The sequence below is a fragment of the Alteromonas sp. DY56-G5 genome (genome assembly GCF_041414725.1).
GTDB lineage: Bacteria > Pseudomonadota > Gammaproteobacteria > Enterobacterales > Alteromonadaceae > Alteromonas > Alteromonas macleodii.
In genome coordinates this window covers 1-15648 of the sequence record NZ_JANHZQ010000027.1, presented here as the reverse complement: position 1 = coordinate 15648, position 15648 = coordinate 1, and the positions used below count along the sequence as shown (strand labels likewise).

General features: G+C 45.5%; 14 protein-coding genes. 6 read left to right on the top strand and 8 right to left on the bottom strand.

Annotation, left to right across the window (positions count from 1 at the left end):
• Positions 1-43 precede the first annotated feature (43 nt).
• Positions 44-520, bottom strand: a complete 477-nt coding sequence (locus NO989_RS13635; RefSeq protein ID WP_371342744.1) for a low molecular weight protein-tyrosine-phosphatase — start codon at positions 518-520, stop codon at positions 44-46.
• Between the two features lie 93 nt (positions 521-613).
• On the opposite strand from NO989_RS13635, the gene pepE reads away from it, so the two are divergent.
• Positions 614-1336, top strand: coding sequence for a dipeptidase PepE (gene pepE, locus NO989_RS13630; RefSeq protein WP_278344766.1), 723 nt, complete (start codon positions 614-616; stop codon positions 1334-1336).
• Here pepE and bioD read toward each other — a convergent pair.
• The 4 genes from bioD to bioB are packed head-to-tail and all read right to left on the bottom strand — an operon-like array spanning position 1307 to position 5680.
• Positions 1307-2077 (bottom strand): dethiobiotin synthase, encoded by a 771-nt coding sequence (gene bioD, locus NO989_RS13625; protein ID WP_371342743.1) that lies wholly within the window; start codon positions 2075-2077, stop codon positions 1307-1309. The genes pepE and bioD overlap by 30 nt on opposite strands.
• On the bottom strand, positions 2074-3192 hold the full coding sequence (locus NO989_RS13620; protein WP_371342742.1) for a methyltransferase domain-containing protein: 1119 nt from the start codon (positions 3190-3192) through the stop codon (positions 2074-2076). Before NO989_RS13620 ends, bioD begins: the two co-directional genes overlap by 4 nt.
• A gap of 2 nt (positions 3193-3194) precedes the next feature.
• On the bottom strand, positions 3195-4556 hold the full coding sequence (locus NO989_RS13615) for an aminotransferase class I/II-fold pyridoxal phosphate-dependent enzyme (protein ID WP_371342741.1): 1362 nt from the start codon (positions 4554-4556) through the stop codon (positions 3195-3197).
• On the bottom strand, positions 4556-5680 hold the full coding sequence (bioB, locus tag NO989_RS13610; protein ID WP_371342740.1) for a biotin synthase BioB: 1125 nt from the start codon (positions 5678-5680) through the stop codon (positions 4556-4558). Before bioB ends, NO989_RS13615 begins: the two co-directional genes overlap by 1 nt.
• 38 nt (positions 5681-5718) lie before the next feature.
• On the opposite strand from bioB, the gene bioA reads away from it, so the two are divergent.
• From bioA to NO989_RS13595, 3 genes are all read left to right on the top strand, one after another.
• Positions 5719-7044, top strand: a complete 1326-nt coding sequence (gene bioA, locus NO989_RS13605) for an adenosylmethionine--8-amino-7-oxononanoate transaminase (protein WP_371342739.1) — start codon at positions 5719-5721, stop codon at positions 7042-7044.
• Positions 7045-7216: 172 nt separating this feature from the next.
• Positions 7217-7738, top strand: coding sequence for a DUF2937 family protein (locus tag NO989_RS13600; RefSeq protein ID WP_014948903.1), 522 nt, complete (start codon positions 7217-7219; stop codon positions 7736-7738).
• Between the two features lie 468 nt (positions 7739-8206).
• Entirely contained in the window at positions 8207-8488 is a 282-nt protein-coding gene (locus tag NO989_RS13595; protein WP_039233500.1) for a hypothetical protein, read from the top strand.
• A gap of 124 nt (positions 8489-8612) precedes the next feature.
• Here the strand turns inward: NO989_RS13595 and NO989_RS13590 are convergent, their stop codons facing one another.
• Together NO989_RS13590 and NO989_RS13585 are read right to left on the bottom strand one after the other, a co-directional pair.
• Positions 8613-9887, bottom strand: coding sequence for a GNAT family N-acetyltransferase/peptidase C39 family protein (locus NO989_RS13590; protein ID WP_156086153.1), 1275 nt, complete (start codon positions 9885-9887; stop codon positions 8613-8615).
• Positions 9884-11371 carry a RimK family protein gene (locus NO989_RS13585; RefSeq protein WP_371342738.1) on the bottom strand — a complete coding sequence of 496 codons (1488 nt, stop codon included), beginning with the start codon at positions 11369-11371 and terminating at the stop codon, positions 9884-9886. The genes NO989_RS13590 and NO989_RS13585 overlap by 4 nt, the downstream gene beginning before the upstream one ends.
• Positions 11372-11623: 252 nt before the next feature.
• Here NO989_RS13585 and NO989_RS13580 point away from each other — a divergent pair, with 252 nt between their 5' ends.
• Positions 11624-12592, top strand: coding sequence for a calcium/sodium antiporter (locus NO989_RS13580; protein ID WP_014948899.1), 969 nt, complete (start codon positions 11624-11626; stop codon positions 12590-12592).
• 182 nt (positions 12593-12774) lie between these two features.
• Here NO989_RS13580 and NO989_RS13575 read toward each other — a convergent pair whose 3' ends face one another.
• Complete coding sequence (locus NO989_RS13575) at positions 12775-13263, bottom strand: hypothetical protein (protein WP_156086151.1); 489 nt, start codon at positions 13261-13263, stop codon at positions 12775-12777.
• A 325-nt stretch (positions 13264-13588) separates the two neighbouring features.
• On the opposite strand from NO989_RS13575, the gene asnS reads away from it, so the two are divergent.
• Positions 13589-14986 carry an asparagine--tRNA ligase gene (gene asnS, locus NO989_RS13570; protein ID WP_014948897.1) on the top strand — a complete coding sequence of 466 codons (1398 nt, stop codon included), beginning with the start codon at positions 13589-13591 and terminating at the stop codon, positions 14984-14986.
• Positions 14987-15648: the final 662 nt, after the last annotated feature.

Here is a 15648-nt window from a genome sequence, read left to right as displayed (position 1 = left end):
CTCAACGTGGGCTTTCGAGATGGTTTATCAATATGATTTGCGTTTATTGTTGTTGGGTTTGTTTAATATGCGCAATCAAACCGTCCGACGCTTCTTCGATAAGATCCAACACCAGCTCAAAGCCGCGCTTGCCGCCATAATATGGATCAGGTACTTCTTTATCGTCTACATTTGCAAAATCAAGAAACAGCTTAATTTTATCGTGGTACTGGCTTGGCGACATACCGTGTAAATTAGCAAGGTTGCTGTTGTCCATGGCAAGAATGAAATCAAATCGTTCAAAATCGCTTTCATCAAAACGTCGGCATTTTAGACCTTTGAAACTGTAGCCACGTTCTACGCCTGCGGCTTGCGAACGCTTATCGGGCGGGTTACCAATGTGATAGCCGTGGGTTCCCGCTGAGTCAATTTCAATATTTAATCCGGCTTGTGCAGCCTTGTGTTTGAACACGGCTTCTGCGGTTGGAGAACGACAAATATTACCCAAACACACGAACAACACCGATGTAGATTGTTTCATTCAAAATCCTATTTCAACGCAGTGACGGAGCGCGACTAAACTTTATGCCTAGTTTCACGTATGATACGCCGTCAGAAAAATTGTGGAGTTAGTATGACCGCACATGTACTTATGCTAAGTAGCTCACGTCAAGGCGACGAGGCTTACTTAGAGCACGCTAGAGCGCTTATTTTTGCACACATAGGCGAAATTCGCGACCTTCTATTTGTTCCTTATGCCGCCGTCACTCAAACGTACGATAGCTATGTAGACGCCGTTGCTACCGCCCTGCCAGAGTGCAAGGTTACTGGGCTACATTCCGTTGAAGATCCGGTTGCCGCGGTAAATAACGCAAAGAAAAACGGCCAAGCCATTGTTGTAGGCGGTGGAAACACCTTTCACCTGCTTTCTACTCTTTATGCAAACGCGCTTATTGTGCCAATAAAGCACGCCATCGCCGATTGCACTCCTTATATTGGCTGGAGTGCAGGTTCGAATATTTGTGGTCAATCAATTAGAACCACTAACGACATGCCCATTATCGAGCCGCCTAGCTTTGATGCACTAGATATCGTGCCGTTTCAGTTAAACCCGCACTACACCGATTATCAGCCGCCGGGCCACAATGGCGAAACCCGCGACCAACGTCTGGCAGAGTTCACCACGCTTAATCCAACCACGCCAGTAGTTGCTATTCGCGAAGGCACAGCGCTGCGCCTTACTCATAATCAACTTACCCTAGTGGGTGAAAAAGACGGCTTTATCTTTTTAGGTGAAGAAAAAACGTCAATTCATTCAGGTGATGATTTAACTTATTTGCTTGATCGCGGCGAATAGCGCCTCATCATTAGGCGCTACTTGGTAGGGAATTTCTGCCAGTAGCGGCTCGGGTAACATGGCTTTAAGAGAGTGCAGATTTTCTTGGTATCGCGTCATGTTACCCGTGATGTCGTTCGCAACCCATCCTTTAATGGTAAGTCCATCAGCGCGAATTGCTTCTGCCGTTAATAGCGCGTGATTTAAGCAACCCAAACGCATGCCTACAACTAAAATCACATCCATTTTGAGTGTTTTCACGACATCAGAAAGATAGTAAGTGGGCGTATACTCATCACCTACCGTTAGCGGTAAACGCCACCCACCTGCACCTTCCATTAACAGAAGATCGGGTTGATAGGCGTGCAGTTCGTCAAGCCCTCTTGCAATTTCGTCAAACGTTAACGCAACACCTTCTTCAAGGGCAGCAATATGTGGAGCAATAGCCGGCTTTAGTGCAATTGGGTTTATTTGATGCAAAGGAAGTGTCTGTCCACTTTCTTCGTTGTTTTCACTTGCGCTTTTTAGCTCGTTATTGTCTGTTATTTTAATGGCTTTATCTGCGCGTATTTTGGAGCTCGCTTTCTGAATATTTAGCGCATCTTCGTTTACCCACTCATCATCAACCTGTTCGCACCCGGCTGCAATAGGCTTGTAGCCGATGGCGCTTAACGAGGCTTTTTGCGCAGCTTGTAGTAGTTGGCAGGTAACATAGGTTTTACCTACTTCGGTGTCGGTACCGGTAATGAAATACTGCTTCATCGTTTTTCCAATCTAAAATGACTTACGCGGTAGGTAAGCGGTAACTTACTTTCTACACCGCTCATATTGCTGTAAGCCATAGCTAATTTTTTAATATCTCGACGGGTGAGCGGCGGTTGTTTTCGCCCGGTCTCTCCTGCCCCTACACCTTTCACAGAGCGCAGTAGCGACATAATATCGCAGTGAGTATCGACATAGTCCTTAGTAATCACCCGTTGCAAAGAAAGGCCCGACTGCTTAAAGCCATTTACCCATTGTGAGGTTGTCGGCATATAGGTTTCGGCTTGCGGAAGCTGCGCTACTTTGCGCGCCGTTTTAAGCTCACTAAATGAACCCGCCACCATAATCGCCAGCTCGGCAATACCACTCTTTTCAAGCACTCGCGCTATCTCATTAGCAACAATCCCAGTATCGCTAACCCACTGAAGCGCCATAGATGAAAATACGGTTGAAAATTGGCTATCACAGAAAGGCAAATCAACAGCACTACCTTCCACGAAAATGGGGTCAGAGTACATTTTTCTGGCCTGCGCTAACATGCCCTCGGCAATGTCTACGCCAGTTGCGGCTGCACCTTTATTTGCAAGGGTTTGGGTATGAATGCCAGTACCACAGCCGATATCAAGAACCGTACCCTGTAAGTCTATCGGTAAGTTCGCTAATGCCTGCTTAGCAATAATGCGCTGAACACCCGCAATACTGTTGTACTGCACAGCCGCTTTTGAAAAACGATGTGCCACGTCCTGCTCATTAATTGTTGAAGCAGTACCATTACGCTCAGCTTTTGCAGCGCCTTTAATTGTTATAGAGCCTTCAGCTGTAATATAGCCCTCAGCTTTAACATCGCCTTCAGTTGCAACATAGCCTTCAGTCTTAGCGCTCTCCTCTGCACTCAAATGTGCCGCAGCTTTGGAAGAGCAATCAGAAGGGTAAGCAGTTTTAACTGTGAGAGCCCCTTTAGCTTTAGTCGCTCTCTCAGATTCAAAAGATGTCTCGGACGAAAAAGCCCCGTTTGCCTTAAAAGCCGCCTGCACCGCGTCACGCGACAGCTTACCGTCGAAGAGACTTCTCGATTCTGCCGACATAGCAGCTTTTATAGCGGGACTTAGTGACATCGTTACATCTCTTTTTTACTTACAGAGTCAGGAGTACTCACAGCGCTGTCTGATTCTTTTTCTACTGAAGTCTCACTTAACAGAAAGTTATTAAGTGAAAGCTCTAGGGCATCAAGCAATACGTCAATATCTTGTGATGTATGATTTGACGTAAGCGTTATACGCAGCCTGTCTTGGTTTTTCGGTACAGTAGGCTGCCTGATAGCCGTTGCCCAGATACCGCGCTGCTTTAGCCCCTCACTTAGTGCAACTGCACGTTCTGGGCTACCAACAATAATGGGCTGGATCGCGCTTTGCGACTGCCCCAAAGTGATTTCAATTGATGCATCGCCTTTCTCGCTTGTATTAAGTGTCTGTCCAAAGCGCTTTTGAAACGAGTCTCTGAAATAGGCGATATTGTTATGCAGCGTTTCGCGGCGGGCAGTATCACTGGCGATATGTGTAAGAGAGTACAAGGTCGCGACCGCTTGTGCTGGTGGCATGGCAGTGGAATACACATAATGTTTAGAAAAATTCACCAGATAATCAATTAGGGTTTGGCTTCCCGCAATAAAGGCGCCGGCCGTGCCCACTGCTTTGCCAAATGTTCCCATAACAATAGGCGCTTGTTGCTGGCTTAAGTTTAGTGCTTCTGCTGTGCCGAAGCCGTTTTCACCCAATACACCCATACCGTGTGCATCGTCTAACATGAACCATGCATTATATTTAGCGGCCAGTTCAGCGATATCTTCACAAGGCGCTACGTCACCGTCCATACTAAACACACCTTCACTGGCAATCAGAATGTCTTGCTGGTTTGCATCAGAATTACCAACCGCATCGGATATCTGGCTGTGACAGACGTTTGATAGCATGCTCTCTAAATGACTTAGATCGTTATGCTTGAAACGGCGAAGCTTAGCGCTGTCAGATACACATTGTGCGCCCTCTAAAAACGAAGCGTGCATGAGCTTATCAGCAATGATGTGCCCTGCTCTCGCGCTTTTATTCGGGTGAGACATGTGAGGAAAAAGTGCCATGCACAGTGCTTGGTTGGCGGCAAAGCCAGAGTTAAACAACAGCGCAGCTTCTCGGTTTAAACCATCGGCAATGTAGGCTTCTAGCGCCAAATGAGCCTGTGTGTGCCCAGTTACCAAAGGCGATGCACCACTGCCACCACCAAATTGCGCTAGCCCCTCAACCCAACTTTGCAATACACCCTCATGCTGGCGCATGCCTAGGTAGTCATTGCTTGAAAAATTAAGGTAGTGCTCACCGTTAATACAAATAATGCTGTCTTTTTCGTATTGTTGGCAGTGGCGCTGGCGCAGCAAGCCTTGCTCGGTACGCGCGCTCAGCGAATCGTCTAACCAGTGAAAGGCCATTACGCCTCCGTTAAATGCTGTTTCTTTGGCGCTACCTTAGGCTTGGTTGCATCAATAAACAAGTCGTTCCTGTCGTCGGCTTGTTCTTGTTGCTGGGCAATTTCTTCTTCTAACACTTGTTGATGTGCTTCGTCTGAGTAATCCCTTGTATGCTCAGTATTAATACCAAGCTTTTTGAACAGCATTACATCTTCATGGGTATCTGGATTTGACGTGGTTAACAGCTTGCAGCCATAGAAAATAGAATTCGCGCCTGCCATAAAACAAAGCGCCTGCATTTGTTCGTTCATTGCTTCGCGGCCTGCCGACAAGCGCACATGTGACTTAGGCATCATAATACGAGCAACGGCAATAGTGCGGATAAACTCAAAATAGTCCAAGTCTTCTACACTATCGAGTGGCGTACCTTTTACTTTAACCAACATGTTAATAGGTACACTTTGAGGCTGCTCAGGAAGGTTGGCTAATTGCACTAACATACTAGCGCGATCGCTCACCGTTTCTCCCATGCCAACAATTCCCCCAGAGCAAACGTTCATGCCTGCAGCACGCACGTTCTCTAACGTATTCAATCGGTCTTGGTAAGTACGGGTCGTGATAATATCGCCGTAGTATTCCGGAGAGGTATCAAGGTTGTGATTATAATAATCAAGGCCCGCTTGCTTTAAGGCCACAGCTTGATCGCGGGTCAACATACCTAGCGTCATGCAGGTTTCTAAGCCTAAGCTTTTCACCTCTTCAACCATTTTTAAAATGTAAGGCATGTCTCTGTCGCGTGGATTTCGCCAAGCAGCCCCCATACAAAAACGGGTTGAGCCCACTTGCTTTGCTTCTTTCGCACGCTGGATGACTTTTTCAATTTCCAGTAATCGTTCTTTTTCAAGGCCCGTATCATACCGAGCACTTTGCGGGCAGTACTTACAGTCTTCAGGGCAAGCACCGGTTTTAATCGACAAAAGCGTGCTGACCTGCACTTCATTCGGATTAAAATGCTGTCTATGCACTGCTTGGGCATTAAACAGTAAATCGTTAAATGGCATGGCAAACAAAGCTTCGACTTCAGCTTTGGTCCAATCGTTTCGAATAGTTGTCGTTTGCGCAGAAGGCGCACTAGCCAGCGTCATTGACTGTCCTTTACTAATTATTATCGCTGGCTTAGTCTATGGCCCAATATCGAGTTGTCAACTCTGACCAATTTAAAACCTTTACCAATGGTTATTTTGTGAGCAATATAGAATTTGATAAACAACACATTTGGCACCCTTATACCTCGGCGGTTAATCCCCTTCCCTGCTATGAAGTAGTTGGTGCAAAAGGCGCTGAACTTACCTTGGCCACAAGTGAAGTGCTAGTAGATGGCATGTCTAGCTGGTGGGCAGCTATTCACGGTTACAACCATCCTGTACTCAACGATGCTGCGCACAAGCAAATTGACGCATTTTCTCACGTTATGTTTGGCGGTATTACCCACCAGCCGGCGGTAGATTTGTGTAAATCGTTACTGAACATGGTGCCGGCAGGTTTAGAGCGTGTATTTTTAGCAGACTCTGGCTCAGTGTCTGTTGAAGTTGCGATAAAGATGGCGATTCAGTATTGGGCGTGTCAGGGGCGCTCAGAGAAGTCACGCATTGTCGCGCCGCGCAATGGCTACCATGGCGACACGTTCGCTGCAATGAGCGTGTGCGATCCCGTTAACGGCATGCATAGTTTATTTGAGGGTGTACTAAGCAAGCAGATTTTTGCGCCCGCTCCTCAAACTCGCTTTGGCCAAACGTTTAGCGAAGATGACATTCTTCCACTTGAAGAGATTTTTGAAAAGCATCACCACACGATGGCAGCCCTTATCCTAGAACCTGTTGTTCAAGGCGCAGGCGGCATGCGTATTTATCACCCCGAATACTTAAAGCGCTGCCGACAGCTTTGCGATACCTACGACGTACTTTTGATTTGCGATGAAATTGCCACTGGCTTCGGCCGTACAGGTAAGCTCTTCGCTTGTGAGCATGCAGGTATTTCGCCTGACATCATGTGTTTGGGTAAAGCGATTACGGGTGGTTATATGACACTGGCCGCGACCTTGTGTACCGAAGACGTGGCTTTAGGGGTTTGCCAAGGGGAGCCTGGCGTATTTATGCACGGCCCCACATACATGGGCAACCCGTTAGCCTGCGCGGTGGCCAATGCCAGTCTGTCGCTAATTAACGAAAATCATTGGCAGCAACAAGTTCCTGCTATTGAGAAACAATTACAAGCCGAATTGGCAAAATGTGCAGACTTGCCGAGAGTCGCTGACGTAAGGGTGTTAGGTGCTATAGGGGTAGTCGAGACGGTAAATCCCGTCAATGTTGCCGAAATTCAACGCCATTTTGTGAAACATGGCGTGTGGATACGGCCATTCGGGAAATTGGTATACATTATGCCTCCGTACATTATATCTTCCGAGCAGTTAAGTAAGCTGACCCATGCAATTTACACCGCCTTGAAATAGTGTGTGAGATTGTTACGCTAACTATCTTCTTGGGTGAAATATGAGTTTTGAACCACCAGTTGACGTCAATTGGCCCGAGGGTTGATGTTAGTTTTGTTATAGAGTGAACATTCAACTCTAAAGCGGGTCACTAATTAGATCATTAATGCAGAGTGTTTATAGCGAGATTTGAATGATAGTACGTGTTTTAGATAAAGTTGTATTTGCAGTCTTGTTTATCATTACACTTCAAGTCCCCATCTTGGCGGATCATTATCGTCAATACCTCAATGGTTATTATGATGCACTGAGAGATGAAGTTTCTAGTTCGTCAGCGCTCGCCAAGCAGCATGGTTTTTCTTCGGTTGAAGCCATGCTTGAAAGCTTACAGAAAAACAGTGAGCCAGTTGTGCGAGAGAATGCCTCGATGAAAGCCACACGCTTCGCCCAGATCACCACTTTAGAGCAAGGCATGAGGAAGCTAGAGCACGGTCATTACTTCGAAAAGCTTGTGTTTATGGCCTCGCCTTCTCAATATGGTACGCTCAAGCGCGTGTTAGATAATTTCAGCCCCTCTGTCCCACTAACGCCTTCGTCAATTGTGTTCAGCCTTGTTACCGCTATCTTACTTAATCTGTTAATTTGGACGCCACACTTCTGCTATTGTCAGGTTAAGAAAATTAAAAATAAACCCAAACGCTACGCTTATAAATAGCACTTGGGTTTATCTTGTTAATACGTGGTTTATTATTTTTTTAAAAAGCCACTTCTACCAGTCCCACCAAACCAACACATTAGATCTTAATGAGCTGCATGGCTTTGGTATTTCATTGCCTGAGATTTCAAGGCGTTATACACGGCATGCACTAGAATCGCTCGGGCCTCTCTCTATCCGTCAGCCGGCTTAGCTATTTTTTTCGTATAGCTTTTCCTCGTTTTCTTTTCATCTCTTTTCCTCGCTCTCTTTCTCGCTCTAGTGAGCCTCAACAGTCGCGATCCGCATTTAGGCACACTTGGCGTGTTCTAAGTCATCATCTAGTAAGAGTTGGCATCTTTGCTGCAACACTTATTAAGAGTGTGTGTTGAGATGTTGCTGAATTTACACTACGCCTATCAAAGTAAACACTTAATACCTTTGATAAACAGCAACTTAAACACAAAAAGCTATACAGGAGATATTATTATGCCAACAGATGCGCAATTATTAATCGGGAAAGTGTTGCAAATAAAAGACAAAATTATTGCAAAACGTCACTGTATTCCAAGCGACCTAAAAGCGGAATGGAACACGCTTAATGAGCAAACTGCGTGTTTTGAAAGTGAGGCGCTTTATAGAAGTGCTGTGAAGGGCCAGGAAATGAATAAGCACATTGATTATTCAGGTTCGGTGAAAGAGCTTTCTCAATTAGTAAAACAACTTAAAACGCTAAATAAAAAGGTTAACGTTACACGAGTTCATCACTAATACCTGCATGACACGCCACGGTTATGGCTATTTTAAGTTTCGTTAAGTGGGTATTTATCCTCGCGGACTAGTGGTGTGAGGCCTCAAGCATTCTCCGTGCCTCAGGCCTAAGCAAAAATTCGTGTTACTTTTTCTTTTTAAGGAATACTAATGTTCTTACTTTACGCGTGCCATAGCTGGCAAGCCTTAGAAAGTCTTCGCGGGCAACCGGAATGTGTTGATACTCGACAGGCTGCCCCTCACTCGCATCTGGATCGTGCAGATAATAGCAATGAGAATCGCAGCTAGTCACCGCAACCCAATGGGGAACCTTTTTCTTATCGAACGCGTATGTGCTGATTAAGCACAATACTGCCCCGCCAGCTTTAAGGGTTTGGTCGATAACATCAACTCGCCAGTCAGAGATTTCAACAGAAATGCCTTTCCTACGTGCCTCTGCCATAAACTGCGACTCAACATTTTCGACTATCGCTTTCTTGTTAGTATCTCTAACGCCATCAACAAAAAGCGGGACATCCTGATTGATGACCACTTTCGCTGCATAACCTTCGTTTACCGCGGCGAGCGCTAATCCAACCGGGTGGCAACCGCCATGACCTGACATCATAAATATCGTGGTAGCAGTACGCCACAACGATAGTTCTTTTTCTTGGGTCATTTCATAGCGATTGTTCAATGCACACATTGCCATCATTAATGCTGATGGACCGCAGGTAAAATCAGTCGTCTGTTGGTACCACGGATAAACCTCTGGCTTAACTGACTTACTCGGCACCAACACTTTTTGCATACGTAATGCGTCAGTGTGATCGTCGTAGTAATCGGTATACATACCAAACTGACTAAACCCTAATTTTTTATACAGAGCAATGGCGCCGGCATTACCTACTGCCACTTCTAGGCGCATAAATCGCTTTCCCCGCAAAAGTGCCCGCTCCCCCAAGCTATTTATGAGCTTTTCAGCAACGCCAAGCCCTCTCGCCTCAGGCAAGACTGCGATAGAATACAGTCTAGTGAGCTGCGTTCCACGACGCAGCAGCAACAGTCCATAGCCAACAATGCTATTTACACTCGGCTTATTTTTGTCGAGGTTAGAACTTGAAGCCGACGGCTCACGCTCGGCCACAATAAGCTCTGCGTGCTGGGCATCAATGTAAAATTTGAAACGACTTTTACTTAGCCTGTCGGTGGTGAAACAAGTTTGCTCAATGTGCTGAAGCGAAGCAAGATCGTGTAATGTCGCAACGCGTAGCACTACACTCGACTGCGTAGAAGGCACACCGGCACCATTTGTCGATTTAGTATTAGATGCGCCCTCAGCTAGACCATATGCACGATTTGCGCTTTCCTGTGGACTTGCATTATTCACTTCAATTACTCGCTCAGCCGATGTAATCATCGCCCTCTTTGCTCCAACCTGTCAGCAAATTCCTGCATAATTAATTCGTACAGTTCTTTGCCTAAATATTTGTCTTCAACACCCGAGTCGATACTTGGGTTGTCGTTCACTTCAATAACATAAACTGCATTGCCGGTTTGCTTGATGTCTACACCATACAAGCCGTCACCCACCGCTTTAGCGGCCTTGATAGCAGCTTGTAACACCGGCTTAGGCACTTCAAATGTTGGCATTGTGGCAAATCCACCCGAAGAGAATCGGTCTCCCTGATGGTTGTATATCTGCCAATGGTTGCGGACCATAAAGTATTGGCAAGCGTAAATAGGTTTGCCACCTAATACACCAATTCGCCAGTCGAATTCAGTGAATATATATTCCTGAACCAAAACAAGTGCCGATTCAGCCAGCATTTGTTCTAAGCGCGTTTTTAACGCTTCTTTATTTTCAGCTTTATGCACGCCGCGGGAAAACGAGCTTTCTGGCAGTTTTAAAACAAGCGGCAAACCAAAGTCAGCTATGAGTTTTTCGCATACTTCATCAGTAGCGCTCGATACAAACGTCGCTTTCGGCGCTGGCACTTTCTGATAAGCAAACGCATCCTGCAAGTACACTTTGTTACAACAGCGCAGAATTGACTGCGTATCGTCCATAACCACAATGCCTTCTCGCTCTGCGGCACGCGCTAAACGGTAAGTATGATGGTCAATCGCCGTCGTTTCACGAATGAACAATGCATCATAGTGACCCAATTCTTCTTGCGACAGGCGACTCACCACATCTGCGCGAAAGCCCACTTTTTCAGCTGCTTTAACAAAGTTTTTAATGGCGCGTTCATCGCTAGGCGGCGTGCTCTCTTCAGGGTTAACCAAAATGGCCATGTCCCAACGAGTACGTTTGCTCGTTTTACCAGCCTTCCACTGTATTTTGGTATGTGCTTCTAATTGCTCAATGAAACGCGCTTGTTGCTTGGCGTTTAAGTCCTTAAACGCTTTTGCCTGTACGCTTGCAAAGCCTTCAATTTGTACTTTACCCGTGGTTTTAGGCGACACTTTCGTATCGGTAACTGTTGGGCTTAACACCAAAACAGGGTACGGGTATTTTTCAAACGCTTGGCGCGCCAAACGCTTAAAGCGCTGATCTTTCACTTCGCCGAAAAGTACTAATATAGGCTCATCAGTAATTTCCGTATTGTCTTGAGATACCGACAAAGAGAAGACGATGCGATCGATACTTTTCTCTTCCGCCATGCGTAAATCGTTAATGGTATTTACAGAAGGCAATACAGAGTGATTACGTGCCTGAGCCAAAAGTGAACAATAGTACCCTTCGCTTAAGTAACGCGTAGTATCACAAATGTTGATAACGCGTGTTTTGGGCTCGTTCAACTTTGGAAACTCAGCAAGATAATCTTGAAAAGTCAGCACGGTTAAAGCTGTGTTACAAAAAGGAGTAACATCATCAGTAACAATCAGTGTATTGTGCATGTAATTCGCTTCTAAATAGTGTGTTGTCAGTTACAATTATTACTGTGTTTGTTCAATTTACAAACACGATTAAAGTAGCGCTGAGTTTACGCTTTACTCATCATTTGCATAGCATTATCAGCACGGCTTTTTTTCATCGTTAAGACAACAAAAACTAATGTGCATTTGAATAGATTGAAACGACTTTTGTTTATTGAGTTTGCCTATACATTGAAGTAAGCAAACAAGATACGAATGGTTTAAGGAGTACGTATGTTATTAGCCAGCTTGGCTATTTTAATCGGATTACCGGTTTTGCTTTGGAGCGCAGGGAAGTTTGTAGGTGGTGCCGCATCGGTAGCCAATCATTTCGGTGTTTCCCCCTTGCTCATCGGTATGCTCATTATTGGGTTTGGTACATCGGCCCCTGAAATCATCGTTTCAGTGTTTGCAGCTATTCAAGGCAACTCTGGCATAGCGCTGGGCAACGCCTATGGCTCTAATATCGCCAATATCCTGTTAATCCTTGGCCTTACCGCAATCATTAGTCCTATTGCGGTTAAATCAGAAATCATTAAGAAAGAGCTGCCTGTTTTACTTGGCATCACCTTCTTTGCCGCATGGCAGGTGTGGGACTTAAATATCTCGAAAGACGACGCATTCTCTTTGTTAGGACTGTTTGTGCTTCTGCTTTCTTGGAGTATTTATCACGGCATGAAAGGCGACAAAGACGCCCTCGCCGACGAATACGATGAAGAGATTAATAGCAACGAAGGTACAGTAAAAACCCACGTAATGTGGTTGATTGCGGGGCTTTTATTGCTAGTTGCAAGCTCGCGTATGCTGGTATGGGGCGCGGTAGAAGTCGCCACCTTCTTCGGTGTTAGCGATACTATTATCGGGTTGACGGTTATCGCAATTGGTACATCGTTACCAGAACTTGCATCATCGCTAATGGCGGTGAAGAAAGGCGAACACGATTTAGCCATTGGTAACGTGATCGGATCTAACATGTTCAACACCTTGGCGGTAGTGGGCATTGCAGGCACCATTCAGCCAATGGCTGTAGGTTCTGAGTTTTTATACCGCGACGTTATGGTGATGTTCGCATCAACCATTGCCCTATTCATTTTCTGTATTGGCATTAAGCGCCAAGGACGTTTAAACCGTCTGGAGGGCGGAGCATTTGTGCTGGCCTACGCGGCCTATACGTACTGGCTTATCCAAGCAGCTTTTATTTAAGTTATTGCCGCAAGCCTTGTAAATAATAACGCTTATTATGCATCGCTCACTTGATGGGAAGCTCACAGCAAACCCATCAAGTGACATAAACACCGTTTGCCGAAAGCGCTACTTACAAGGCTTTGTTATTTGTCCTTGAGTTATATTTTTGTCGTGCACTGCATGTAGAGCGCTTTCTCTATTTACAGGCCCAGTGTGGTAGCCAGCGTGATTAGGCTTATCGCCGCAATAGCAAATAGAATGAATAGGTTTATGCCAAAGCTATCGCTTTGACGACGATTTCTTCTGGCACGCATAATTATGCTAACCAAACTCACGATCAAACATACCTGCAGCATGATGGTCATGGCCGACAAATGACTTTCAGACCAACTGGTATCGCCTTTTATTCCCCAGTACTGCTGCACGCCACTGATAAAGTCAGGGCGCGCATAGTGAAACAGTATGAGTACGACAACCATGCCAACCCAGCCAACAATGTTTAACCCAAGCATCACCTTATAAAAAGGCGTTTTAGAACGGGGCGTTGAACGTCGCTCTGCAAGTTGCTCGTAAGTCATAGAACTTCTCTCATTTTCGGCATCGTTAGAACGGTCAGCGTCACTTTGCGTAGCACTCGGTTCTTGTGCTTGCTGAGACACTGGCGTGTTCGAATCATTTTTATTTCCCATTTGTCACTCTGTTCTCTGGCATCCCGCTTTATGTTGGGTATACTAGCGTGCTATTGGATTGTATTTCATTGGTTATTTTTACATCACCAAGTCATGTTTCGATCTGTATTTTGCTTATATTTGGCACCAAGCGAATTGCGAAATGCCTATTTGAAAAGCGAAAAGCTAATACAGATTCTAGTAAGTTATCGGCATGGCAATCCAAAAACATTGACTATAAAGCAAATTTTAGTGCATTTTTACATCCACAGTTTAATGCACTGTGTTGTTGAAAATGACTCAATAGTAAGCAACAACATAAAATTAGTAAGACGGAGAAATTAACATGACGCATGCGCCCGTAGTTGACGTACTTAAAGGTAAGTACGCCGTTGGCGAATCGGTAACCGTAAAGGGTTGGGTAAGAACACGCCGCGACTCTAAAGCGGGGTTATCATTTATTGCACTACACGACGGTAGTTGCTTCGATCCTGTACAAGTTATTGCGCTAAATTCTCTGTCAAATTATGCCGATATCCAGCGCTTAACAGCAGGCTGCTCATTATCGGTTACCGGTACAGTGAAAGAGTCTCAGGGCCAAGGCCAAGCCGTTGAAATTGACGCGACTGACGTTGAAGTTTTGGGTTGGGTAGAAAACCCTGATACCTACCCAATGGCCGCTAAACGTCACAGCATTGAGTACCTTCGCGAATATGCGCACCTTCGCCCACGCACTAACGTTATCGGCGCGGTAACCCGTGTTCGCAACTGTTTGTCTCAGGCGATTCACCGCTTTTTCCATGAGAAAGGTTACTTCTGGATCTCTACGCCTATTCTAACGGCAAGCGATACGGAAGGTGCAGGTGAAATGTTCCGCGTATCAACCCTTGATATGATGAACCTTCCACGCGACGACAAAGGTAATGTTGACTATTCAGAAGATTTCTTCGGCAAAGAAACCTACCTTACGGTATCAGGTCAGCTTAACGTTGAAACTTACTGTACAGCTATGTCTAAGGTGTACACCTTCGGCCCTACGTTCCGTGCAGAGAACTCAAACACATCTCGTCACCTCGCCGAGTTTTGGATGATTGAGCCTGAAGTGGCGTTTGCTGAATTGAAAGACGTAGCACAACTAGCTGAAGACATGCTGAAGTATGTATGTAAGGCCGTGCTTGAAGAACTGCCTGACGACATGGCGTTCTTTGCTCAGCGTATTAAGAAAGACGCCATTGAGCGTTTAGAAAAGTTAGTAAGCTCTGACTTTGTTCGCATGGACTACACTGACGCTATCGAAATACTGCAAAACTGCGGCAAAGAATTCGAATTCCCTGTTGAATGGGGTATCGATTTATCTTCTGAGCACGAACGCTATCTTGCAGAAGAGCACGTTGGTGCGCCAATTATCATGCAAAACTACCCGAAAGATATTAAAGCGTTCTACATGCGCATTAACGACGACGGTAAAACAGTTGCAGCAATGGATGTACTTGCGCCGGGTATCGGTGAAATCATCGGTGGTTCACAGCGTGAAGAACGCCTAGACGTTTTCGATGCTCGCCTTGACGAAATGGGCCTATCGAAAGAAGACTACGCGTGGTACCGCGACCTTCGCCGCTACGGCACCGTACCTCACTCAGGTTTCGGTCTTGGTTTCGAGCGTCTTGTAGCATACGTAACTGGCATGCAAAACGTACGTGATGTGATCCCATTCCCACGTACACCGGGCAACGCTAGCTTTTAAGCAGTTGTTCGATAGATTTAAAAGCCCGCATGTAGATTGCTACATGCGGGCTTTTTTACTTCTTGAACCGTTATAGTCAGTAGCGTGGTTAAATCCTTTTCTAACTCAGAAATATCTTCCTCCTGTTCCTTAGTAAGTTGCGCTTCACCATTTTCAAGCTCATTTTCCGTTACGTTTTCTATGCTTATTAAAGGGTTAGCACTTTCACTACTAAATTCAGAGAGTAGCCCAACTGCCTAGCTAAAACTCCTAACTGCAGCGCCACGCCCCGTGTCCATGCTAGTCTTGCCAATGTGGTAGAGGTGGCAAACCGATAGTGTTTTGGATGCCAAAACCGCACAACGCCAAGCGGCTTCAATAGCAGTAAGAAAAACAGATAGAAAATAATAAGAAGCATACCACCCCAAAAGCATGCTGGTTGCTAAAAAATAACATCGCTGAACAAAGGTAATACTCATCCAAAAACGCAAAAAAACAACACGCCTTTTCAGGAATAAACGACCTACCTGCTTCTTAGTTTTTCCATATACACTACGAAGTTCGTTTGCTATTTCCATCACTTAATCGTCGATTATTTTTTTACTGCCGACATTCCGCATCAAATTCAGGAATAAATCTCTTGGTATAATGTGCCAAGTACATCAATGATCACCTGCTGGCGC